We start from the raw sequence: 21,622 nt of genomic DNA, 5'->3' as shown, positions 1-21,622 counted from the left end.
GACAATAGGTTAATGGGGAGATAACCGTGGATATCAGTTTATTTTATGGACTGGCAGGCTGCCTTATCGGTGGACTTATTGGTTGGCTAATTGCCAGCTTGTACCAGCAACGGAATAAAGCGCAACAGGATATAGAACGGCGATTACTAGAGCAGTCCTTACAGCAGGCGCAGCAGAATATTGTCGAGCTACAAACTGCTTTACAGCGCAATGAGCAGCAATTACGGCAAGATGAATTGGAACAACGTAGTTTGCACAGCCAATTGGCAGCAAATGCTGAAAAACTGCAACAGTTAGCTCATTGGCGTAATGAATGTGATCAACTCAATCAAGAACTCCGTGCTCAAAGAGAAGTGAATAGCGCCCAAGAGGCGGAACTGCGCGAAGTCACTATCCGTTTGGAAGAAACACGTCTGACTGGCGAGGAAAAACAGCGACTTCTCATTAACAGTGAACAGCGGCTGACCACACAATTCGAAAATCTGGCGAACCGCATCTTTGAACAAACTGGCCGTCGTGCGGACGAACAAAATAAACAAAGTCTGGACCGCTTATTACTGCCTTTACGGGAACAGTTGGATGGTTTCCGCCGTCAGGTTCAGGATAGCTTTGGACAAGAAGCCAGAGAGCGCCACACGCTGACCCATGAAATACGCAGTCTGCAACAATTGAATGCTCAAATGGCGCGAGAAGCACTAAACCTGACTAAAGCACTGAAAGGTGATAATAAAACGCAGGGGAACTGGGGGGAAGTCGTTCTGGCTAAAGTGCTTGAAGCTTCTGGGCTGCGTGAAGGTTATGAGTATCAAACTCAGGTAAGTGTAAAGCTTGATAGCAACAGTCGTATGCAGCCAGATGTCATTGTGCGCTTACCACAGGGTAAAGATGTGGTGATTGACGCTAAAATGTCGTTGGTTGCATATGAGCGCTATTTTAATAGCGAAGATGACGCTGAGCGAGAAGTAGCACTCAATGAGCATTTATCATCGCTGCGCGCCCATATTAGAATGTTAGGCCGTAAGGATTACCAACAACTTCCGGGGTTGCGGTCGCTTGATTATGTATTGATGTTTATTCCGGTGGAACCTGCATTTCTGGTGGCCATTGATCGCCAGCCAGAGTTGATAAGTGAAGCACTACAGCACAATATTATGTTGGTTAGCCCGACAACATTGCTGGTGGCTTTGCGGACGATTACTAATTTATGGCGTTACGAGCATCAAAGCCAGAATGCACAGCGTATTGCCGATAGGGCAGCCAAACTCTATGACAAGTTGCGCTTATTTGTTGATGATATGGAGTCGTTGGGGCAAAGCCTCGATAAAGCGCACCTAAGTTATCGTCAGGCAATGAACAAACTGTCGCAAGGCCGTGGTAACCTGATTGGGCAAGTAGAAAGTTTTCGCACTCTGGGGGTCGAGGTAAAACGGCCTATTAGCCCATTACTGGCAGAAAGAGCCAGCGCTGAGCATCAACCAGAAGGCGATTTAGCGCTATCTGATGATGCTGAGTCAGAGACATATCCAAAGCAATCAGGATTGCAGTAAGGCAACATGAGTGGCACCGCTGAGTTAGCTTATAATCAGTGACGCGGATGAGAGCTACTAATGCCGCTGTAGTTTTGTGTAAGAAGGATATAAATGATTCGGCACCGCTGAAGTATCAGGGTTAGTTGCATGGTCCTCTTCTGTATGATGTTGAGAATACTGCGAATAAGCAGTTACCTTAATACCAGGTGAGGTGGGGCTTTCATCGGAGTTCTGGTACACTTCCTCGAAAGATTGACTGAAAAGCAGGCACAGAAAATGGTAGATCAGGAGAAGGAAACCACTCATTTTGGTTTCCGCACCGTAGCCAAAGAACAGAAAGAAGGCATGGTGGCAGAAGTTTTTCATTCCGTAGCCGCCAAATACGATCTGATGAATGACCTGATGTCGTTCGGTGTTCACCGTATTTGGAAGCGTTTTACCATTGACTGTAGTGGTGTTCGGCGCGGTCAACGGGTATTAGATCTGGCGGGTGGCACCGGAGATTTAACGGCCAAGTTCTCTCGCCTTGTGGGTGAGCAGGGTGAAGTGGTTCTGGCTGATATCAATGAATCGATGTTGCGTATGGGTAGAGAAAAGCTACGTGACAAAGGTATTGTAGGTAATGTCAGTTATGTGCAGGCTAATGCTGAGGCTTTACCTTTCCCTGATAATTACTTTGATTGTATTACCATTTCATTTGGCCTGCGAAATGTAACCGAAAAAGAAAAAGCCTTACGCTCTATGTTTCGGGTATTAAAGCCCGGTGGTCGTTTGTTGGTTCTCGAATTCTCCAAACCACTTCTGGAACCTTTGAGCAAAGCCTACGATGCTTATTCCTTCCATATTTTGCCCAAGATTGGCGAACTTGTGGCCCAGGACTCTGAAAGTTACCGTTATTTAGCGGAGTCTATTCGGATGCACCCCGATCAAGAAACGCTGAAAGGCATGATGGTAGATGCCGGGTTTGAAAACGTAACCTATTCCAATTTAACCGGTGGCATTGTTGCGTTACATCGGGGCTTTAAGTTTTAACAGGAATATGGCTATGCCGCTAAAATCACTGATATCTAAAACCTTCTTACTGAAACCTATGTTGCTGTCGCAACTCATTACTGCTGCGATAGAAACATCATTAAACAGTGTGCTGTTTCGCGATAAAAGCATGAAGGCTGCGCGTTTACGCTTGGTAGGAAAAGTCCTGCGGATCGAGTTACGTGAGATCAATTTTCCTTTGCTGCTGGTATTTAGTGAACGGCAGGTTGACGTGTTAAGTCAATGGGATGGTGATGCTGATTGCATAGTTAAAACGGAAGTTGCTGTGTTGGCAAAATTGCGGGATCGCCAGCAACTTTCACCTTTGATGCGTAGCGGTAAACTGATTGTTGAAGGCGATATACAAGTGGTTCAGCAAGTTGTCGCGCTTTTGGATCTTGCTGAGTGGGATCCGGCTGAGTGGCTGGCGCCCTATATCGGTGATATTGCCGCGGAAACCATCGGGCAGGTTGCGCATAAAAGTAGCTATTTTCTGAGTGGGCAATTGCAGCAGCAACAACACTATCTGGCTGAAGCAATAACCGAAGAATGGAAAGTGGCTCCAGCACCGCTGGAAGTGGTGTGGTTTAACGAAGAGGTTGATGCCACAGCCCGTGCAACTGAGGCATTGAATGCCAGATTGGCAACCATGGAGAAAAAATAATGACGCCAGGAGAACTTCGGCGCCTGTATCTAATTATTCGGGTTTTCTTGAGCTACGGGTTAGATGAGTTAATCCCGAATATCCGTTTGACGTTACCACTACGTATTGGCCGTCATCTGTTTTTCTGGTTGCCGAATCGACATAAAGATAAGCCATTGGGTGAGCGTTTACGCCTTGCCTTACAAGAATTAGGACCAGTCTGGATCAAATTTGGTCAGATGATGTCCACTCGCCGTGATCTCTTCCCACCGGAAATTGCCGATCAACTTGCCCTATTACAAGACCGGGTTGCTTCATTTGATGGCGCACTCGCACGAAAGTATATTGAAATAGCAATGGGTGGGCCATTAGAAACCTGGTTTGACGATTTTGATCAGCAAGCTTTGGCCTCCGCCTCAATTGCTCAGGTACATACGGCGCGTTTAAAAGAGAACGGTCAGGAAGTGGTCCTGAAAGTGATTCGCCCTGATATCTTGCCGATTATCAAAGCAGATGTGCGCTTGATGTACCGGCTGGCTGGCTGGGTACCTAAGTTGTTGCCTGATGGACGTAGATTACGGCCACGCGAAGTGGTGCGTGAATACGAAAAAACTCTGCTTGATGAGCTGAACCTGCTGCGTGAGGCAGCTAATGCTATCCAATTACGTCGTAATTTTGAAAACAGCCCAATGCTCTATATTCCCGAAGTCTATTCCGATTATTGCCGGGAAAGTGTATTGGTGATGGAGCGTATTTACGGCATTCCGGTATCTGATATTACGGCTTTAGAAAGCCAAGGTACCAATATGAAGTTGCTGGCCGAACGTGGGGTTCAAGTCTTCTTCACCCAAGTTTTTCGTGACAGTTTTTTCCATGCAGATATGCATCCGGGGAATATTTTTGTCAGCTATGAGCATCCTCATGATCCACTTTACATCGGTATTGACTGCGGTATTGTAGGCTCACTGAACAAAGCAGATAAGCGCTATCTGGCTGAAAACTTTATTGCTTTCTTTAATAGGGATTATCGGCGGGTTGCGGAACTGCACGTTGATTCAGGCTGGGTTCCCCGTGATACCAATGTTGAGGATTTTGAGTTCGCTATTCGCACTGTTTGTGAACCCATTTTTGAAAAACCACTGGCCGAAATATCGTTTGGACATGTGTTGTTGAATCTCTTTAACACTGCGCGCCGCTTTAATATGGAAGTGCAGCCACAGTTGGTTCTGCTACAAAAAACCTTATTGTATGTCGAAGGCTTGGGTCGTCAGTTGTATCCTCAGCTTGATCTCTGGACAACAGCGAAACCGTTCCTGGAAAGCTGGCTACGGGATCAAGTCGGTCTACCTGCTGTTATCCGGGCATTGAAAGAAAAGGCACCTTTTTGGGCAGAAAAATTTCCTGAGTTGCCGGAATTGGTTTACGACAGCTTGCAGCAACATAAATTATTACAGCAAAGTGTTGATAAACTAACCACCCAGATGCAAGGTCAGCAACAACGTCAGGGTCAGTCACGGTATTTGTTCGGTGTTGGCGCTACACTATTAGTCAGTGGTACCATTTTATTTTTGGCGGATGCGGTAGAAATCTCTACGGGATGTATTATCGCAGGCGCATTGGCTTGGTTTATCGGTTGGCGACGAACCAGTTAATTTGTTTATTGCTAAGAGTGCCGGTTAATGGGCGAGAGCATAGCTTGGGCGTTATGTATGAGTGTTATGTAAAAGTTGTTCAAGAAGTCATTCATCAGTTAAAAACGCTATGCGCGAGTTCAAAATGCGGTAAGTTAGATTAGTATCCAAAGAGGCAGTATGACGTATAATGCGGCCCTCTGTGGAATAACCCCTGTAATATAGAGGTGAATGTGATGGGCGGTATAAGTATTTGGCAGTTGTTAATCATTGCCGTGATTGTCGTTCTGCTGTTTGGCACGAACAAACTGCGGACTTTGGGGTCAGACCTGGGTGCATCCATCAAAGGCTTTAAAAAGGCAATTGGTGATGATCCACAGACTCCTCCAACTAACACTGATAAAACCAGCAATGATGCTGATTTTGCAAAATCGATTACTGAAAAACAGCAGCCGGTAGTTAAAGCTGAAGAGTCTAAGAGTCACGACAAAGAGCAGGGATAAGCTGTGTTCGACATCGGGTTTAGTGAACTGCTGCTGGTACTTGTGATCGGCCTAGTCGTGCTTGGGCCGGAAAGATTACCGGTTGCTGTAAGAACGGTTGCCGGTTGGATTCGTACACTACGTTCACTGGCGGCAACCGTACAAAACGAGTTGGCACAAGAACTTAAGATTCAAGAGTTGCAAGACAGCCTGAAAAAAGCAGAACAGGCTGGCTTGCAGAATCTGACACCGGAGTTGAAAGCTTCGATGGATGAACTTAAGGAAGCCGCAGAAGCGCTGAAACGTTCTTATCACTCAGACGTTAGCTCCCAGGCACCGCATACTATCCATAATCCACTGGTGACTGAGCCGGAAGCGATTCATGATGGTGTTACGCCTGCGGAGTCCGCAACTCAAGTTTCGGCATCACCGCAAATTCCTGATGTCGATAATGCGGGCGCGTTGGTGACAATTAAACCAACTGTTGAAACTGTGCCTGCTGGCGTTGAGAAACCCGTAGTTCAGGTTGAGGAATCTGTTAAGCCTATTCCTACTGTAGCCGGGGATCTTGTGACTGTTACGAATCCATCCGTAACCAAGGTCCAAACTACCGCAACTGACTCCCATAGCACTGATTCATTCAGTACTGAACAATCTCGAACTCACCAACCTGGCGGCGATCGGTAAACATGGCTGTTGATGATACCCAACCCTTAATCACTCATTTGATAGAACTGCGTAAGCGGCTATTGAATTGCATAATCACTATTTTGGTGGTTTTTCTGGTATTGGTATTTTTTGCCAATGATATTTATCACTTGGTATCAGCACCGTTAATCAAACAGTTGCCCGCCGGTGCCAGTATGATCGCAACAGATGTTGCATCACCTTTCTTTACCCCGATTAAATTGACCATGATGGTCTCGGTGTTTGTTTCCGCACCGATGATCCTTTATCAGGTGTGGGCTTTCATTGCCCCAGCGTTATATAAGCATGAACGCCGTCTGATGGTGCCGCTGCTTATCTCCAGCAGCCTATTGTTTTATCTGGGTATGGCATTTGCTTACTTTGTGGTTTTCCCGTTAGCTTTTGGTTTTTTTGCCAAAACAGCACCGGAAAGCGTGCTGATTGCCACGGATATCACTAAATACCTTGATTTTGTTATGGCGCTCTTTATGGCTTTTGGTATTTCTTTTGAAGTCCCAATTGCGATAATTCTACTGTGCTGGGCAGGGGTTACAACGCCCGAGGCATTGAAGAAAAAACGCCCTTATGTATTTGTCGGCGCTTTTGTTGTCGGCATGCTTCTCACCCCGCCAGATGTACTGTCTCAGACATTATTGGCGATCCCGATGTATCTGCTCTTTGAGGTTGGGGTGTTCTTTGCTCGTTTTTATACGGGTAAGCAACGCCGGGTAGATATTGACGAAGAGGATGAAGACGCGGATAGCCATCCGAAAGTACCTTAAATCTGTGGGTATATGCCTGGATATTTTAGCCGCCCTTTGAGGCGGCTTCTGTTTTGGAACGTTCATGTTTGATATTGGTGTGAATTTAACCAGCGCGCAATTTGCCAAAGATTACGATCAAGTGGTCAACAGAGCCAAAACTGCTGCAGTTACCGGTATGCTTATTACTGGTACTGATGCTGAAGAAAGTCAGGCGGCACTGGAGCTTACCCTTGCCTATCCCGGCTACTGCTGGTCAACTGCGGGTGTTCATCCCCATCAGGCGAGTTGTTGGCAAATAGATGTTGAACAGCAAATCAGATTATTAGCAGCGAATGCGGCAGTAGTCGCTATTGGTGAATGCGGACTGGATTTTAACCGCAATTTTTCTACTCCAGTAGCACAAGAAGTCGCATTTACTGCACAGCTGGCGCTGGCTGCCGAACTCGAACTGCCGGTATTTTTACATTGCCGCGATGCCCACGAACGTTTCATTGCCTTGCTTGCGCCTTGGCTAGATAAGCTCCCCGCTGCGGTTGTGCATTGTTTTACTGGCACGGCTGATGAGTTGGACTCTTGTCTGGCATTAGGCTTATCTATTGGTATTACCGGTTGGGTGTGCGATGAGCGTCGTGGTCTTGAGCTGCGGGCGTTACTGCCACGTATTCCTGTTCAGCAATTGTTGCTAGAAACAGATGCCCCCTATTTATTGCCAAGGGATTTACATCCTAAGCCGGCATCCCGCCGCAATGAACCCTGCTTTCTACCCCATATCGTCCAGCAGGTTGCTGTCTGGCGACAAGAAGACCCTAAATGGCTGGGGCAGAAAACTGATGAAAACGCCCGCCGGATTTTCCGGTTGGTTTGAGTTAGGAGAACAAGATGAGCTATGCATTTCCGGGCACCTTCCCTGGTCGCCGTATGCGCCGTGTGCGCCGTCATGATTTCAGTCGTCGTCTGGTCGCAGAGAATCAGCTGACAGTCAATGATCTGATCTATCCGGTGTTTGTTATGGAGGGGACCAACCAACAGCAAGCCGTTCCGTCAATGCCGGGTGTTTCACGTATGACGATCGATCTGCTAGTGAAAGAAGCTGAGGCCATAGCTAAGCTAGGTGTGCCGGTCATATCGCTGTTTCCAGTTATTGAATCTAGCTTGAAATCATTACATGCCGAAGAAGCCTATAATCCGAATGGCTTAGTACAAAGAACCGTGCGTGCGTTAAAGGACGCAGTACCAGAGTTAGGTATCCTTACTGATGTTGCTCTCGATCCTTATACAACCCACGGGCAAGATGGGGTAATTGATACCGATGGTTATGTCATTAATGACATCACTAAAGAGATTTTAGTCCGTCAGGCGTTATCACACGCCGAGGCTGGTGCCGAGATTGTCGCGCCAAGCGACATGATGGATGGACGCATCGGTGCAGTGCGCGATCAACTAGAGCTACAAGGGTTGGTGAATACGCAAATTATGGCCTATTCAGCGAAATATGCGTCTTGCTACTATGGCCCATTCCGTGATGCCATTGGCTCTAGCAGTAATCTGAAAGGTGGGAATAAGAAAACCTATCAGATGGACCCGGCCAACAGTGATGAGGCTTTACAAGAGATTGCTCAGGACTTGCAGGAAGGTGCTGATATGGTAATGGTTAAGCCGGGGATGCCATATTTGGATGTGGTACGTAGGGTGAAAGATACCTTTGGTGTGCCGACCTTCGCCTATCAGGTGTCAGGCGAATATGCTATGCATATGGCTGCCTTCCAGAATGGCTGGCTGCAAGAGAAACCAACCGTTATGGAGTCTCTGTTGTGCTTTAAGCGTGCCGGTGCTGATGGGGTATTAACTTATTTCGCCAAGCAAGTCGCACAATGGTTACATGACGATCATATGCAACGTTAAGCCATGGGGATGGTTGTTGATAAGGTAGGTACCGAGCGTGCCTACCTTGGCAGATATATTATTGCTTTTCGAATTGACGATTATCCAAACTTTGCATCACTTGGCTATTAAGCATGTTCAGTAACAACATTGAGCGCGCTTCACCGTCTGGTTCAGTATAAATCGCCTGTAACCCAGCAAAAACACCCTCAGTGATCGTCACGATATCGCCTGGAACCGGCACCTCTGGAGCAATGATTTTATCCGTTGTATGAGATTGCATCTCGGCAATAACAATTGCTGGGATCACAGCGGGTTGTGCGCCAAAACGGACGAAGTGGCTTACACCACGTGTTGCGCTGATTGTTGTGGTGTGAATATGTTCAGGATCGAACTCCACAAACAGATAGTTAGGGAATAAGGCCTCAGTCGCCTCAATGCGTTTCCCTCGCACTATCTTTTCGATAGTCACTATCGGTGTCCAGCAATCCACAGTTTGCCGCTCTAAATGTTCTTTGGCGCGCAAAAGCTGACCACGTTTACAATATAATAAATGCCAGTGTTTCATAATTTCACATGCCTTTAAGTACTACTTGGCAGCATAACAAAAGTAGAAGGATATATATAGAGAGGAAGAATACATCAGTCAGGATATATAGTTTGTTATACAAAGATTTAGTCTATTTTATATCGACAAAATCATATTTGTACTGATGATAATTAGCGATAAATTGCAGCATGATATTTTTTTGAGTGAGCCTGTATTCATTTTTAACAAAAAGACAGCAACTGCTATAAAGACAGCCTATAATGGCGCATCACATAGCCGCCGAAATGATCAGCATGAAATACCGTGACTTACGTGACTTCCTCTCGTTGCTGGAACAGAGGGGTGAACTTAAACGTATTAGCCAGCCCATTGATCCCTATCTGGAAATGACAGAAATTGCCGACCGTACCTTACGCGCCGGTGGGCCTGCATTACTGTTTGAAAACCCTAAGGGTTACACAATGCCCGTATTGTGTAACTTGTTTGGTACGGCCAAACGGGTTGCCATGGGCATGGGGCAAGAAGATGTCAGCGCACTGCGAGATGTTGGCAAGTTGTTGGCTTTCCTGAAAGAGCCGGATCCGCCGAAAGGTTTCCGTGATTTATTCGATAAACTGCCGAAATTTAAGCAAGTGTTGAATATGCCAACGAAATGCTTGAGTTCGGCTCCTTGTCAGGAGCAAGTTTGGCAGGGCGATGATGTCGATCTTAGCCGCATTCCAGTTATGCATTGCTGGCCTGAGGATGCAGCTCCGTTAGTATCGTGGGGGCTGACTATTACGCGTGGCCCGCATAAAGAACGGCAAAACCTGGGTATCTACCGCCAACAAGTGTTGGGTAAAAACAGATTAATTATGCGCTGGTTATCCCATCGTGGCGGCGCTTTGGACTATCAAGAGTGGTGTGAAGCACACCCCGGTGAACGTTTCCCCGTCGCCGTCGCCTTGGGCGCAGATCCTGCGACTATTCTGGCTGCGGTAACCCCGGTTCCCGATACGCTGTCTGAATATGCTTTTGCTGGTTTGTTGCGCGGGCATAAAACAGAGGTCGTAAAGTGCCTTTCCAACTCACTTGAAGTTCCTGCGAGTGCAGAAATTGTATTGGAAGGATATATTGAGCAGGGTGATATGGCGCCAGAAGGCCCTTATGGTGATCATACGGGTTATTATAATGAGATAGATAGCTTCCCTGTTTTTACGGTCACACATATTACTCAGCGCAAAGATGCAATTTACCATTCCACTTATACGGGTCGTCCACCGGATGAACCTGCGGTGATGGGGGTTGCGCTGAATGAAGTGTTTGTTCCTATTTTACAAAAGCAATTCCCGGAAATTGTTGATTTCTATCTTCCGCCCGAGGGGTGCTCATACCGGCTGGCTGTTGTAACCATCAAGAAACAATATGCAGGGCATGCTAAACGCGTAATGATGGGGGTTTGGTCGTTTTTACGTCAGTTTATGTATACAAAATTTGTTATTGTTTGTGATGATGATATTAATGCTCGTGATTGGAATGATGTCATTTGGGCAATTACGACCCGAATGGACCCATCCCGCGATACGGTGTTGATTGAAAATACACCAATAGATTATTTGGATTTCGCTTCACCGGTTTCCGGTTTAGGATCGAAAATGGGGCTGGATGCCACCAATAAGTGGCCTGCTGAGACTTCGCGTGAATGGGGGCGTCCAATTAAAATGGATGAAGACGTTCGCGCCCGTATTGATGCTATTTGGGATGAGCTCGCCATTTTCAGTGACAAAGAGACGAAACGCTAACCGGCGTCGATTTTGTCCTTGGTTTTGCATTTGATGACCCGACAGAGGGAAGGCATGACAACTTTAAGCTGTAAAGTAACCTCCGTAGAGGCCATTACCGATACGGTGTACCGGGTGCAATTGGTGCCTGCATCTGCGTTTTCTTTCCGTGCTGGGCAGTATTTGATGGTAGTAATGGACGAGCGTGATAAGCGCCCATTCTCTATGGCATCCACGCCGTTGCAGCAAGACTTTATCGAGCTGCATATCGGGGCGTCGGAACTGAATCTGTACGCCATGGCAGTGATGGACCGTATTCTGAAAGAGAAAACGCTGGATGTGGATATTCCTCACGGAGAAGCATGGTTCCGTGAGGGTAGTGAACGTCCATTGGTCCTGATTGCTGGCGGCACTGGTTTTTCCTATGTGCGTTCAATTTTATTGGCGGCATTAGCCGAGCAACCTGACCGTGAAGTATCTATCTATTGGGGTGGGCGCGAAGCCGTGCATTTATATGATCTAAACGAGCTGGAAGCGCTGTCAATTAAGTATCCACAGTTGAAAGTTATCCCAGTGGTAGAGCAGCCGGAAGATGGGTGGCGTGGCCGCACAGGAACGGTATTGAGTGCTGTATTACAAGACTATGGCTCTCTTGCTGAGCAAGATATCTATATCGCTGGCCGTTTTGAAATGGCTAAAATTGCTCGTGAGCGTTTTTGTGCTGAGCGCGGCGCTCAGGAAGCGCATATCTATGGTGATGCTTTCGCCTTTATCTAATATACCAGTCATATTTGAAGCTGCATCGGTGTTAGCTGCCTTAGTGCAACTTCAATTATTTTGGGTATATTAAAATTTTATCCATATTGTTGTTTGTATCGCGGATAAAAAAAGCCCGCCCCTGACAGGCGGGAAAACGGCAACTAAACACCAGGTACAGCGGTTATAAGGGCCTGTATTCAGGCCCTTAATATTTTTCAGGTTAATTCGTTTGGAGGTTATACGCGTTCAAAAATGGTCGCAATGCCTTGGCCTAAACCGATACACATGGTTGCCAAACCGAACTGCACGTCACGGCGTTCCATCAGATTAAGTAAGGTGGTAGAGATACGAGCACCTGAACAACCCAGTGGATGGCCTAATGCAATAGCGCCCCCATTCAGGTTCACTTTGTCATCCATGCTTTCCAGCAGACCCAACCCTTTCATGCAAGCCAGCGACTGAGCTGCAAACGCTTCGTTTAATTCAAATAAACCAATATCTTCCAAGGTTAGCCCGGCACGTTTTAATGCCAATTGGCTAGCGGGCACGGGGCCATAACCCATGGTTGACGGATCGCAACCCACCACGGCCATTGAGCGAATACGGGCTCGCGGTTTTAAACCTAATGATTTAGCTCGGGATTCACTCATGATAAGCATGGCAGAAGCGCCGTCGGATAATGCAGATGATGTTCCGGCAGTCACCGTGCCATTGACCGGATCAAAGGCTGGGCGCAATGCTGCCAAACCTGCGAGATTAGTTTCCGGGCGAATAACTTCATCGAAATCAAAACGTTTCAGGATACCATCAGCATCATGCCCATTGGTGGCGACAATCTCACTGGCAAAATGGCCCGTCTGAGTCGCGGCATAAGCGCGTTGGTGAGAGCGAACAGCAAATTCATCTTGAGATTGGCGGCTGATATTGTAGATTTTTGCCAGCATTTCAGCAGTTAATCCCATCATTCCGGCGGCTTTAGCCACAGTTCGGCCCATACCAGGATGGAAGTCCACACCGTGATTCATTGGCACATGACCCATATGCTCTACGCCACCAATCAAACTGATTTGTGCATCACCCACCATGATGGCTCTGGCACCATCATGTAAAGCTTGCATTGATGAACCACACAGGCGATTAACAGTAACGGCTGGTACGCTATGGGGGATTTCTGCCAGTAAAGAAGCATTGCGAGCGATGTTAAAACCCTGCTCCAATGTCTGCTGCACACAACCCCAATAGATATCGTCAATTTCGGCCGCGTTTAGCCCAGGATTACGGCTCAGAACCTCACGCATTAAGTGAGCGGAGAGATCTTCAGCCCGAACCTGACGGAATGCGCCCCCTTTGGAGCGGCCCATAGGTGTACGGACGGCATCAATAATGACTACATTTTCCATATTTTCAGACCTCATGCCGGTTGACTGGTAGAAACATCAAGCAGCGCTGCTGCCACAGGATAATAGCTTTCGTTGTGTTCAGCTTTGGCTCTCAGCCCTGCGGGGACTTGATACAGCGCGCCAAGGTGAGCATAGCGCTGGGCCATTTCGACATAGTTTGTACTGCCGATAGTATCGAGATAACGGAACACGCCCCCGTGGAAAGGAGGGAAGCCAAGACCATATACCAACGCCATATCACCTTCGGCTGGGCTGGCAATAATGCCTTCTTCCAGGCATCGCACCACTTCATTGATCATCGGTATCATGGTGCGGGCAATAATATCGTCGTCACTGAATTTCTGAATCGGTTGGCTAACTGTTGCCAGCAAGTTATCCACAATTTCGTCATTTTCTTTACGCGGCTTACCTTTTGCATCTTGGGTATAGCGGTAGAAGCCTTGGCCATTTTTTTGGCCAAATCGTTGGTTATCGAACATCACGTCAACCGCATCGCGATAATCTTTGTTCATCCGATCAGGGAAGCCAACGGCCATCACGGCTTGTGCATGGTGTGCGGTATCAATACCCACGACATCTAGCAGATAGGCTGGTCCCATCGGCCAGCCAAACTGTTTTTCCATCACTTTATCAATTTGGCGGAAGTCAGCACCGTCTCTAACCAACATGCCAAAGCCAGCCAGATAAGGGAATAACACGCGGTTAACGAAGAAGCCTGGGCAATCATTAACCACTATTGGTGTTTTACCCATTTGTGTGGCGTATGCCACCACCGCAGCGATGGTTTTATCTGAGGTTTTGCTGCCACGAATGATTTCAACCAACGGCATGCGGTGCACGGGGTTGAAGAAGTGCATACCGCAGAAATTCTCAGGGCGTTTAAGTGATTTTGCGAGTTGGTCGATAGGGATTGTAGAGGTATTAGAAGCAAGTACCGTATCTTCGCCGATCAGTGCTTCAGCCTCTGCCAGCACCGCAGCTTTGATTTTGGGATTTTCCACTACCGCTTCCACAATGACCTGAGCACGCTCAATGCCGGTGTAATCCAGAGTGGGTTGGATAGTCGCTAAAATGTTTGCCATTTTCAGGCCATCCACTTTGCCGCGTTCCAACTGTTTATTCAGTAATTTGGCCGCTTCGTTCATCCCCAGAATCAGGGATTTGTCATTAATATCTTTCATAATGACTGGCACACCTTTCAGTGCTGACTGATAGGCAATCCCACCCCCCATAATCCCGGCGCCCAAAACTGCTGCTTGTTTCGGTGCACTAACACCTTTCGACAGTTTTTTCGCCTGCCCTTTCACAAATTGGTCGTTGAGGAATATCCCAACTAACGCGCGTGCTTCATTGGAACCTGCCAACGGGACAAAACTGTTGGTTTCCAGTTTCAATGCTTCAGCTCGGCCAAGTTTAGCGGCAGCTTCGATGGTTTTTACTGCAACCAGTGGTGCTGGGTAGTGCTTCCCGGCGACTTGCATCACCATGCCTTTAGCAATGGTAAAGCACATGGCCGCTTCAGTTGAATTGAGTTTCAGTGGGTCAAGTTTCGGCTGACGCGCGGCTTTCCAGTTCAGCTTGCCGTCAATCGCCTGTTTCAGCATGATTAGGGCGGCATCGGCCAGTTTTTCGGGGGTGACAACGGCATCAACCAAACCAATTTTTAATGCTTCAGCGGCATTCACATCTTTGCCTGCGGCAATAATTTCTAATGCACTGTCCGCACCTAACAAACGTGGTAACCGCACAGAACCGCCAAAGCCTGGCATGATGCCCAACTTGGTTTCCGGCAGACCGATCCGTGTTTCTGGCGAGGCAACACGGAAATCTGTGGCCAGAATACATTCACAGCCACCACCTAATGCATATCCATTGATCGCAGAAATGGTCGGAACCGGTAAATCTTCCAGACGGTTGAAAATATCATTAGCAAAAACCAACCACTGGTGCAGCTTTTCTGGTGGGGCATTAAACAGGGATAAAAATTCGGTGATATCGGCACCGACGATAAAGGCCGCTTTGGCGGAGCGCAACAGCAACCCTTTGAGTTCGCTTTGTTTCTCTAACACCGTTAGGGCTTCACCCAGATTGGCTACAGTTTTAGTATCCAGCTTATTTACTGAACCCGGTGCATCAAACACCAACTCGGCAATGCCGTTTTCCAACCAGTGAAGCTGTAGTGTTTCGCTTTGGTAGAGCATATCTATCTCCTGAATAAGCGCATGTGATCTGGTATGACCAGATATTCAGGAAGTGTGGATATTTTGTTAACGAATTGCAAATAAGAGATTGATTTTTTGCAGTGAAGATCACAGTCATTCAGATGGGGTAATTGATTTCTATCATATTTATTCGCAGTGGATTAGAGGGGGAAATATTCAGTTTTGGGGGGCGGGTAATGTATTTGATAGGCAGATAAGCGGTCGCTAAAACATGATTCTGGCGACTATGATAAGATGAAAAAAATTAAGTTCTAATAGCAAAGGGTACTGTGATGGAAACGCTGGCTTCTTTATATAACGAACATTTATCCACTCTACAACAGCGCACCCGCGATGTGCTGGAACGCCATCAGTTAGACGCTTTACTGATTCATTCCGGTGAGTTACAACGTATTTTTCTCGATGACCGTGACTATCCTTTTAAAGCCAATGCGCAGTTCAAAGCTTGGGTGCCGGTCACTCAAGTACCAAACTGTTGGTTATGGGTCGATGGGGTTAATACACCAAAATTATGGTTTTATTCCCCAGTTGATTATTGGCACAGTGTTGAGCCATTACCAGATAGCTTCTGGACCAAGGCTATCGATATCCAGCCATTAGCCAATGCAGATGATATTGCCCAGCAATTACCGGTGCAACGGGAGCGTGTGGCCTATATCGGTTATGCCCAACAACGTGCGCAGGCGCTGGGGTTTAGTGCTGAAAACATTAACCCGCAACCAGTATTGGATTACCTGCATTTCTATCGTTCTTATAAAACGGATTATGAACTGGCTTGTATGCGTGAAGCACAAAAGACGGCAGTTGTCGGCCATCGTGCAGCACATGAAGCATTCCAGTCCGGTATGAGTGAGTTCGATATCAATCTGGCCTATCTGATGGCTACCGGTCATCGTGATACTGATGTCCCTTACGATAATATTGTTGCGCTGAATGAACACTCGGCGGTACTTCATTACACCACGTTCGAACATCAGCCTCCGGCAGAAATGCGTAGTTTCTTGATGGATGCCGGTGCGGAATATAACGGTTATGCCGCAGATCTGACTCGCACTTACGCCGCAAACAGTGATAGCGATTTTGCCGCCTTGGTTAATGACCTTAATACCGAGCAGCTTGAACTGATCAAAACCATTAAAAGTGGTGAGCGCTATACCGATTACCATATCCAGATGCACCAGCGCATTGCGAAGTTATTGCGTACGCATCATCTGGTTACCGGTATCAGTGAAGAGGCCATGGTCGAACAAGGCATTACCTGCCCATTCCTGCCGCACGGGTTAGGCCATCCTCTTGGGCTACAAGTGCATGATACTGCTGGTTTTATGCAAGATGATAAAGGCACCCATCTTGGCGCACCATCCAAATATCCTTACTTGCGTTGTACGCGTATTTTACAACCGCGTATGGTACTGACTATTGAGCCGGGTCTGTACTTCATCGAATCTCTGCTGGCACCTTGGCGTAACGGTGAGTTCAGCAAGTATTTCAATTGGGAACGTATTGATGCGCTGAAGCCTTATGGCGGTATTCGTATAGAAGATAATATCGTTATTCACGATAACCGGGTTGAGAACATGACACGTGACCTGAAACTGGCCTGATGCAGCCTTATCTAATCCCTGCAAGTCCGGTGACTATCAGCGAAGAGATCAAAAAAAGTCGTTTTATCACCTTGCTGGCCCATACCAGTGGGGTGAGTGAAGCGAAAGATTTTGTTCAGCAGGTTAAGCAGCAGCATCCCACCGCCCGGCATCATTGCTGGGCTTTTGTTGCCGGCAAGCCGACGGATTCGCAGCAATTAGGTTTTTCTGATGATGGTGAGCCCTCAGGTACTGCGGGTAAACCTATCTTGGCTCAACTGATGGGGAGTGGCATTGGTGAGATAACCGCAGTAGTTGTGCGCTATTATGGTGGCATCAAACTCGGTACTGGTGGGTTAGTAAGGGCTTATGGTAGCGGTGTTCAACAAGCGTTAAAACAGATCGAAGTAAAATATAAAGTCCCACAGGTAGAATATACTTTGCAGTGTGACTATGGGCAGCTTGCCATAGTAGAAACCTTGTTACAGCAGGTTGAAGGCCAGATTATACGGAGTGAGTACGCACAATTCGTAACGCTTCATCTCTCTTTGCCAGCAACTCAAGCCAGTCAGGTTGGGGACAAATTGCGTGATCTCAGTCGTGGTACGTTGCAATTGACGCCCATTTCGCAATAATCCCCATCCAAGTGAATTGCTAAGGAACGTGCCGGAATGCATTTTCGTGCCATAACCCGTATTGTTGGTCTGCTGGTCATCTTATTCTCTGGAACAATGTTTATTCCCGGACTGGTGGCATTGATCTATCGTGATGGTGCCGGCCGTGCCTTCAGCGAAACCTTTTTTGTTGCTCTGGCAATTGGCCTCTTTCTTTGGTTGCCGAACCGAAAACAGAAGCATGAGTTAAAGCCTCGTGAGGGCTTTCTCATCGTGGTTCTGTTCTGGACGGTGCTGGGCAGTGTAGGGGCATTACCTTTCTTATTCTCAGAGCGGCCTAATCTTTCATTAACGGATGCATTCTTTGAATCATTCTCCGGGCTGACTACTACTGGCGCGACCACATTAGTAGGGTTAGATTCACTGCCGAAAGCCATTCTATTTTATCGCCAAATGCTGCAATGGCTCGGCGGTATGGGGATAATCGTGTTAGCGGTGGCTATCCTGCCTATCTTGGGGGTCGGGGGAATGCAGCTCTATCGGGCGGAAATGCCTGGCCCATTGAAAGATAATAAAATGCGGCCCCGCATTGCGGAGACAGCTAAAACCCTGTGGCTTATCTATGTCTTACTGACCATTGCTTGCGCGCTGTCTTTATGGGGGGCAGGGATGTCGGTATTTGATGCAATCTCCCACAGCTTCTCGACAATTGCGATTGGCGGCTTCTCGACCCATGACGCCAGTATCGGTTACTTCAACAGCCCAACTATTAACACCATTATCGCTATCTTCTTGCTGATTTCTGGTTGTAACTTTGGTTTGCACTTCGCGGTATTGAGTGGGCGCAGTTTAAAAGTTTATTGGCGTGACCCTGAATTCCGTATGTTTATCTTTGTCCAATTGACACTGGTCGCCGTGTGTACCTTGGTGCTTTGGTATCATAATGTCTATAAATCCGGTCTGGAGACGATAAATCAGGCATTTTTCCAAGTAGTATCAATGGCTACTACTGCGGGTTTCACCACTGACAGTATTTCAAAATGGCCGTTGTTCCTGCCGATACTCTTATTATGTTCTGCGTTTATTGGTGGTTGTGCGGGCTCAACCGGTGGCGGCCTGAAAGTTATCCGTATTCTGTTGCTCTACCTGCAAGGTTCGCGTGAGTTAAAGCGACTGGTCCACCCGAATGCGGTTTATACCATCAAATTGGGGCGGCGGGCGCTGCCGGAACGAATCCTGGAGGCGGTCTGGGGATTCTTCTCCGCGTATGCTCTGGTATTTATTATTAGCATGCTGGCTATTATCGCGACCGGTGTTGATGAGTTCTCTGCTTTCGCAGCGGTGACTGCGACGCTGAATAACCTTGGCCCTGGTCTGGGGGTGGTAGCTGATAACTTCACGTCGATGAACCCGGCCGCTAAGTGGATATTGGTGATCACCATGCTATTTGGTCGGTTAGAAGTTTTCACCCTGCTGGTTCTATTCACTCCAACATTCTGGCGTGAGTAATTCTGCATAAGGAACATTGCAATGAAAGTTCTGATTCTTTACTCCAGCCGAGATGGCCAAACACAGACTATTGCTTCTTATATAGCTAAACAGTTATCAGCGGCAGCTACCTGTGAAATACAGGACTTATCGCAGGTAGGGCAAATCGATCTGAATCAATACCAGCAAGTCATGATTGGTGCGTCGGTGCGTTATGGGCACTTCAGCCCAGTATTGAGTAAATTCGTCAACAAACACGTTGAACAACTTAATCAGATGCCGAGTGCGTTCTTTGCAGTGAATCTGACAGCACGCAAGCCGGAAAAGCGATCCCCGCAAACCAATGCCTATGTGCGTAAGTTCTTACTCAGTACCCCGTGGCAGCCAACGCTATGTACGGTATTTGCGGGCGCTTTGCGTTATCCCCGTTATCGCTGGATAGACCGGGTGATGATTCAACTTATTATGCGTATGACGGGCGGCGAAACGGATACCAGTAAAGAAGTTGAATATACGGATTGGCAACAGGTAAGCAGTTTTTCTCAGGATTTTTTGGCGCTACAGTACAAAAAATAGCAATAATGCCGTTTATCACGGCAAATCGTTGAAATAAAACGCGGTTGAAAAGTTTTTTCAAATTAGGGGTTGCAGGCTGTCAGGAACTCCCTATAATGCGCCTCCACTGACCGGGAACAACGAAACAGACTTCGCCGGGTCAGGAAGCGAAAAGAATGATTTTGACTTCGAAAGAAACCAAAGAAACTCTTGACTCTTCAGCGGGAAAGCGTATTATCTTCCTCCCGCGTTACCGTAAGATTCGCCGAAAGGCAAACGGGTAACGAACGCTCTTTAACAATTTATCAGACAATCTGTGTGGGCACTCGCAAGACGATATCGAAGCCTGTTTCGGCAGGCAGAAGAAATATCAAAGTCTTGAAGAGTGACCAAAGCAGTACACATTTGAACTTCGGTTCGAATGCATATTTGCAGAAAGTAATCTTTGAGCATCGCTGCTTTTATTAGCAGCAAATCAAACAAATCTTAAATTGAAGAGTTTGATCATGGCTCAGATTGAACGCTGGCGGCAGGCCTAACACATGCAAGTCGAGCGGCAGCGGGAAGTAGTTTACTACTTTGCCGGCGAGCGGCGGACGGGTGAGTAATGTCTGGGAAACTGCCTGATGGAGGGGGATAACTACTGGAAACGGTAGCTAATACCGCATGACCTCGCAAGAGCAAAGTGGGGGACCTTAGGGCCTCACGCCATCGGATGTGCCCAGATGGGATTAGCTAGTAGGTGGGGTAATGGCTCACCTAGGCGACGATCCCTAGCTGGTCTGAGAGGATGACCAGCCACACTGGAACTGAGACACGGTCCAGACTCCTACGGGAGGCAGCAGTGGGGAATATTGCACAATGGGCGCAAGCCTGATGCAGCCATGCCGCGTGTGTGAAGAAGGCCTTCGGGTTGTAAAGCACTTTCAGCGAGGAGGAAGGCAGTCGTGTTAATAGCATGATTGATTGACGTTACTCGCAGAAGAAGCACCGGCTAACTCCGTGCCAGCAGCCGCGGTAATACGGAGGGTGCAAGCGTTAATCGGAATTACTGGGCGTAAAGCGCACGCAGGCGGTTTGTTAAGTCAGATGTGAAATCCCCGCGCTTAACGTGGGAACTGCATTTGAAACTGGCAAGCTAGAGTCTTGTAGAGGGGGGTAGAATTCCAGGTGTAGCGGTGAAATGCGTAGAGATCTGGAGGAATACCGGTGGCGAAGGCGGCCCCCTGGACAAAGACTGACGCTCAGGTGCGAAAGCGTGGGGAGCAAACAGGATTAGATACCCTGGTAGTCCACGCTGTAAACGATGTCGACTTGGAGGTTGTGCCCTTGAGGCGTGGCTTCCGGAGCTAACGCGTTAAGTCGACCGCCTGGGGAGTACGGCCGCAAGGTTAAAACTCAAATGAATTGACGGGGGCCCGCACAAGCGGTGGAGCATGTGGTTTAATTCGATGCAACGCGAAGAACCTTACCTACTCTTGACATCCACAGAACTTAGCAGAGATGCTTCGGTGCCTTCGGGAACTGTGAGACAGGTGCTGCATGGCTGTCGTCAGCTCGTGTTGTGAAATGTTGGGTTAAGTCCCGCAACGAGCGCAACCCTTATCCTTTGTTGCCAGCACGTAATGGTGGGAACTCAAGGGAGACTGCCGGTGATAAACCGGAGGAAGGTGGGGATGACGTCAAGTCATCATGGCCCTTACGAGTAGGGCTACACACGTGCTACAATGGCAGATACAAAGTGAAGCGAACTCGCGAGAGCAAGCGGACCACATAAAGTCTGTCGTAGTCCGGATTGGAGTCTGCAACTCGACTCCATGAAGTCGGAATCGCTAGTAATCGTAGATCAGAATGCTACGGTGAATACGTTCCCGGGCCTTGTACACACCGCCCGTCACACCATGGGAGTGGGTTGCAAAAGAAGTAGGTAGCTTAACCTTCGGGAGGGCGCTTACCACTTTGTGATTCATGACTGGGGTGAAGTCGTAACAAGGTAACCGTAGGGGAACCTGCGGTTGGATCACCTCCTTACCTAACGATAC

At 47.7% G+C, this 21,622-nt stretch carries 18 protein-coding genes and 1 rRNA gene; 16 read left to right on the top strand and 3 right to left on the bottom strand.

Features of this window, described 5'->3' with window-relative positions:
- Positions 1-26 precede the first annotated feature (26 nt).
- The 9 genes from rmuC to hemB all read left to right on the top strand — a co-directional run bounded on the left by rmuC (position 27) and on the right by hemB (position 8,670).
- Entirely contained in the window at positions 27-1,547 is a 1,521-nt protein-coding gene (gene rmuC, locus ACWJJO_RS21200) for a DNA recombination protein RmuC (protein WP_193784764.1), read from the top strand.
- A gap of 258 nt (positions 1,548-1,805) precedes the next feature.
- Positions 1,806-2,561: a bifunctional demethylmenaquinone methyltransferase/2-methoxy-6-polyprenyl-1,4-benzoquinol methylase UbiE gene (gene ubiE, locus ACWJJO_RS21195; RefSeq protein WP_083162004.1), complete on the top strand. Its 756-nt coding sequence runs from the start codon at positions 1,806-1,808 to the stop codon at positions 2,559-2,561.
- Positions 2,562-2,574: 13 nt separating this feature from the next.
- Complete coding sequence (ubiJ, locus tag ACWJJO_RS21190) at positions 2,575-3,225, top strand: ubiquinone biosynthesis protein UbiJ (RefSeq protein WP_481091498.1); 651 nt, start codon at positions 2,575-2,577, stop codon at positions 3,223-3,225.
- Entirely contained in the window at positions 3,225-4,856 is a 1,632-nt protein-coding gene (gene ubiB, locus ACWJJO_RS21185) for a ubiquinone biosynthesis regulatory protein kinase UbiB (RefSeq protein WP_083162008.1), read from the top strand. Before ubiJ ends, ubiB begins: the two co-directional genes overlap by 1 nt.
- Before the next feature lie 215 nt (positions 4,857-5,071).
- Positions 5,072-5,338, top strand: coding sequence for a Sec-independent protein translocase subunit TatA (gene tatA, locus ACWJJO_RS21180; RefSeq protein WP_083162010.1), 267 nt, complete (start codon positions 5,072-5,074; stop codon positions 5,336-5,338).
- A 3-nt stretch (positions 5,339-5,341) separates the two neighbouring features.
- The gene (gene tatB / locus ACWJJO_RS21175; protein WP_083162012.1) at positions 5,342-6,004 is read left to right on the top strand and encodes a Sec-independent protein translocase protein TatB; all 663 of its coding nucleotides are present in this window, start codon (positions 5,342-5,344) and stop codon (positions 6,002-6,004) included.
- Between the two features lie 2 nt (positions 6,005-6,006).
- On the top strand, positions 6,007-6,786 hold the full coding sequence (gene tatC / locus ACWJJO_RS21170) for a Sec-independent protein translocase subunit TatC (protein ID WP_481091497.1): 780 nt from the start codon (positions 6,007-6,009) through the stop codon (positions 6,784-6,786).
- A 64-nt stretch (positions 6,787-6,850) separates the two neighbouring features.
- Positions 6,851-7,633, top strand: a complete 783-nt coding sequence (gene tatD / locus ACWJJO_RS21165; protein WP_372569739.1) for a 3'-5' ssDNA/RNA exonuclease TatD — start codon at positions 6,851-6,853, stop codon at positions 7,631-7,633.
- 14 nt (positions 7,634-7,647) lie between these two features.
- Positions 7,648-8,670, top strand: a complete 1,023-nt coding sequence (gene hemB, locus ACWJJO_RS21160) for a porphobilinogen synthase (RefSeq protein ID WP_083162018.1) — start codon at positions 7,648-7,650, stop codon at positions 8,668-8,670.
- A gap of 58 nt (positions 8,671-8,728) precedes the next feature.
- Here the strand turns inward: hemB and rfaH are convergent, their stop codons facing one another.
- Entirely contained in the window at positions 8,729-9,217 is a 489-nt protein-coding gene (rfaH, locus tag ACWJJO_RS21155; RefSeq protein WP_481091496.1) for a transcription/translation regulatory transformer protein RfaH, read from the bottom strand.
- 266 nt (positions 9,218-9,483) lie between these two features.
- On the opposite strand from rfaH, the gene ubiD reads away from it, so the two are divergent.
- On the top strand, positions 9,484-10,980 hold the full coding sequence (ubiD, locus tag ACWJJO_RS21150) for a 4-hydroxy-3-polyprenylbenzoate decarboxylase (protein WP_083164017.1): 1,497 nt from the start codon (positions 9,484-9,486) through the stop codon (positions 10,978-10,980).
- Positions 10,981-11,034: 54 nt separating this feature from the next.
- Complete coding sequence (fre, locus tag ACWJJO_RS21145) at positions 11,035-11,736, top strand: NAD(P)H-flavin reductase (protein ID WP_083162022.1); 702 nt, start codon at positions 11,035-11,037, stop codon at positions 11,734-11,736.
- A gap of 218 nt (positions 11,737-11,954) precedes the next feature.
- On the opposite strand, the gene fadA is transcribed toward fre, so the two are convergent.
- Together fadA and fadB are read right to left on the bottom strand one after the other, a co-directional pair.
- Positions 11,955-13,118 carry an acetyl-CoA C-acyltransferase FadA gene (fadA, locus tag ACWJJO_RS21140; protein WP_372569738.1) on the bottom strand — a complete coding sequence of 388 codons (1,164 nt, stop codon included), beginning with the start codon at positions 13,116-13,118 and terminating at the stop codon, positions 11,955-11,957.
- Positions 13,119-13,129: 11 nt separating this feature from the next.
- Positions 13,130-15,319 carry a fatty acid oxidation complex subunit alpha FadB gene (gene fadB / locus ACWJJO_RS21135; RefSeq protein ID WP_372569737.1) on the bottom strand — a complete coding sequence of 730 codons (2,190 nt, stop codon included), beginning with the start codon at positions 15,317-15,319 and terminating at the stop codon, positions 13,130-13,132.
- A gap of 293 nt (positions 15,320-15,612) precedes the next feature.
- Here fadB and pepQ point away from each other — a divergent pair, with 293 nt between their 5' ends.
- From pepQ to ACWJJO_RS21110, 5 genes are all read left to right on the top strand, one after another.
- Complete coding sequence (gene pepQ / locus ACWJJO_RS21130; protein ID WP_083162028.1) at positions 15,613-16,944, top strand: Xaa-Pro dipeptidase; 1,332 nt, start codon at positions 15,613-15,615, stop codon at positions 16,942-16,944.
- Positions 16,944-17,558 carry an IMPACT family protein gene (locus tag ACWJJO_RS21125; RefSeq protein WP_083162030.1) on the top strand — a complete coding sequence of 205 codons (615 nt, stop codon included), beginning with the start codon at positions 16,944-16,946 and terminating at the stop codon, positions 17,556-17,558. Before pepQ ends, ACWJJO_RS21125 begins: the two co-directional genes overlap by 1 nt.
- Positions 17,559-17,594: 36 nt before the next feature.
- Complete coding sequence (gene trkH / locus ACWJJO_RS21120) at positions 17,595-19,046, top strand: Trk system potassium transporter TrkH (RefSeq protein ID WP_083162032.1); 1,452 nt, start codon at positions 17,595-17,597, stop codon at positions 19,044-19,046.
- 21 nt (positions 19,047-19,067) lie between these two features.
- Entirely contained in the window at positions 19,068-19,601 is a 534-nt protein-coding gene (gene hemG / locus ACWJJO_RS21115; RefSeq protein ID WP_083162034.1) for a menaquinone-dependent protoporphyrinogen IX dehydrogenase, read from the top strand.
- A 467-nt stretch (positions 19,602-20,068) separates the two neighbouring features.
- Positions 20,069-21,611 (top strand): 16S ribosomal RNA (locus tag ACWJJO_RS21110).
- Positions 21,612-21,622 lie beyond the last annotated feature (11 nt).

The organism is Yersinia antarctica (genome assembly GCF_056636475.1).
Note: the sequence above shows the minus strand (reverse complement) of the source record. Positions and strands in the feature narration are given on the sequence as shown.

What these genes read in the sequence shown, in the direction of transcription:
- rfaH (WP_481091496.1), bottom strand. Translation starts at nt 9,217, where the DNA reads ATGAAACACTGGCATTTATTATATTGTAAACGTGGTCAGCTTTTGCGC.
- pepQ (WP_083162028.1), top strand. Translation starts at nt 15,613, where the DNA reads ATGGAAACGCTGGCTTCTTTATATAACGAACATTTATCCACTCTACAA.
- ACWJJO_RS21125 (WP_083162030.1), top strand. Translation starts at nt 16,944, where the DNA reads ATGCAGCCTTATCTAATCCCTGCAAGTCCGGTGACTATCAGCGAAGAG.
- trkH (WP_083162032.1), top strand. Translation starts at nt 17,595, where the DNA reads ATGCATTTTCGTGCCATAACCCGTATTGTTGGTCTGCTGGTCATCTTA.
- tatD (WP_372569739.1), top strand. Translation starts at nt 6,851, where the DNA reads ATGTTTGATATTGGTGTGAATTTAACCAGCGCGCAATTTGCCAAAGAT.
- ubiJ (WP_481091498.1), top strand. Translation starts at nt 2,575, where the DNA reads ATGCCGCTAAAATCACTGATATCTAAAACCTTCTTACTGAAACCTATG.
- hemB (WP_083162018.1), top strand. Translation starts at nt 7,648, where the DNA reads ATGAGCTATGCATTTCCGGGCACCTTCCCTGGTCGCCGTATGCGCCGT.
- fadB (WP_372569737.1), bottom strand. Translation starts at nt 15,319, where the DNA reads ATGCTCTACCAAAGCGAAACACTACAGCTTCACTGGTTGGAAAACGGC.
- ubiE (WP_083162004.1), top strand. Translation starts at nt 1,806, where the DNA reads ATGGTAGATCAGGAGAAGGAAACCACTCATTTTGGTTTCCGCACCGTA.
- hemG (WP_083162034.1), top strand. Translation starts at nt 19,068, where the DNA reads ATGAAAGTTCTGATTCTTTACTCCAGCCGAGATGGCCAAACACAGACT.
- tatC (WP_481091497.1), top strand. Translation starts at nt 6,007, where the DNA reads ATGGCTGTTGATGATACCCAACCCTTAATCACTCATTTGATAGAACTG.
- tatA (WP_083162010.1), top strand. Translation starts at nt 5,072, where the DNA reads ATGGGCGGTATAAGTATTTGGCAGTTGTTAATCATTGCCGTGATTGTC.
- ubiB (WP_083162008.1), top strand. Translation starts at nt 3,225, where the DNA reads ATGACGCCAGGAGAACTTCGGCGCCTGTATCTAATTATTCGGGTTTTC.
- ubiD (WP_083164017.1), top strand. Translation starts at nt 9,484, where the DNA reads ATGATCAGCATGAAATACCGTGACTTACGTGACTTCCTCTCGTTGCTG.
- fadA (WP_372569738.1), bottom strand. Translation starts at nt 13,118, where the DNA reads ATGGAAAATGTAGTCATTATTGATGCCGTCCGTACACCTATGGGCCGC.
- fre (WP_083162022.1), top strand. Translation starts at nt 11,035, where the DNA reads ATGACAACTTTAAGCTGTAAAGTAACCTCCGTAGAGGCCATTACCGAT.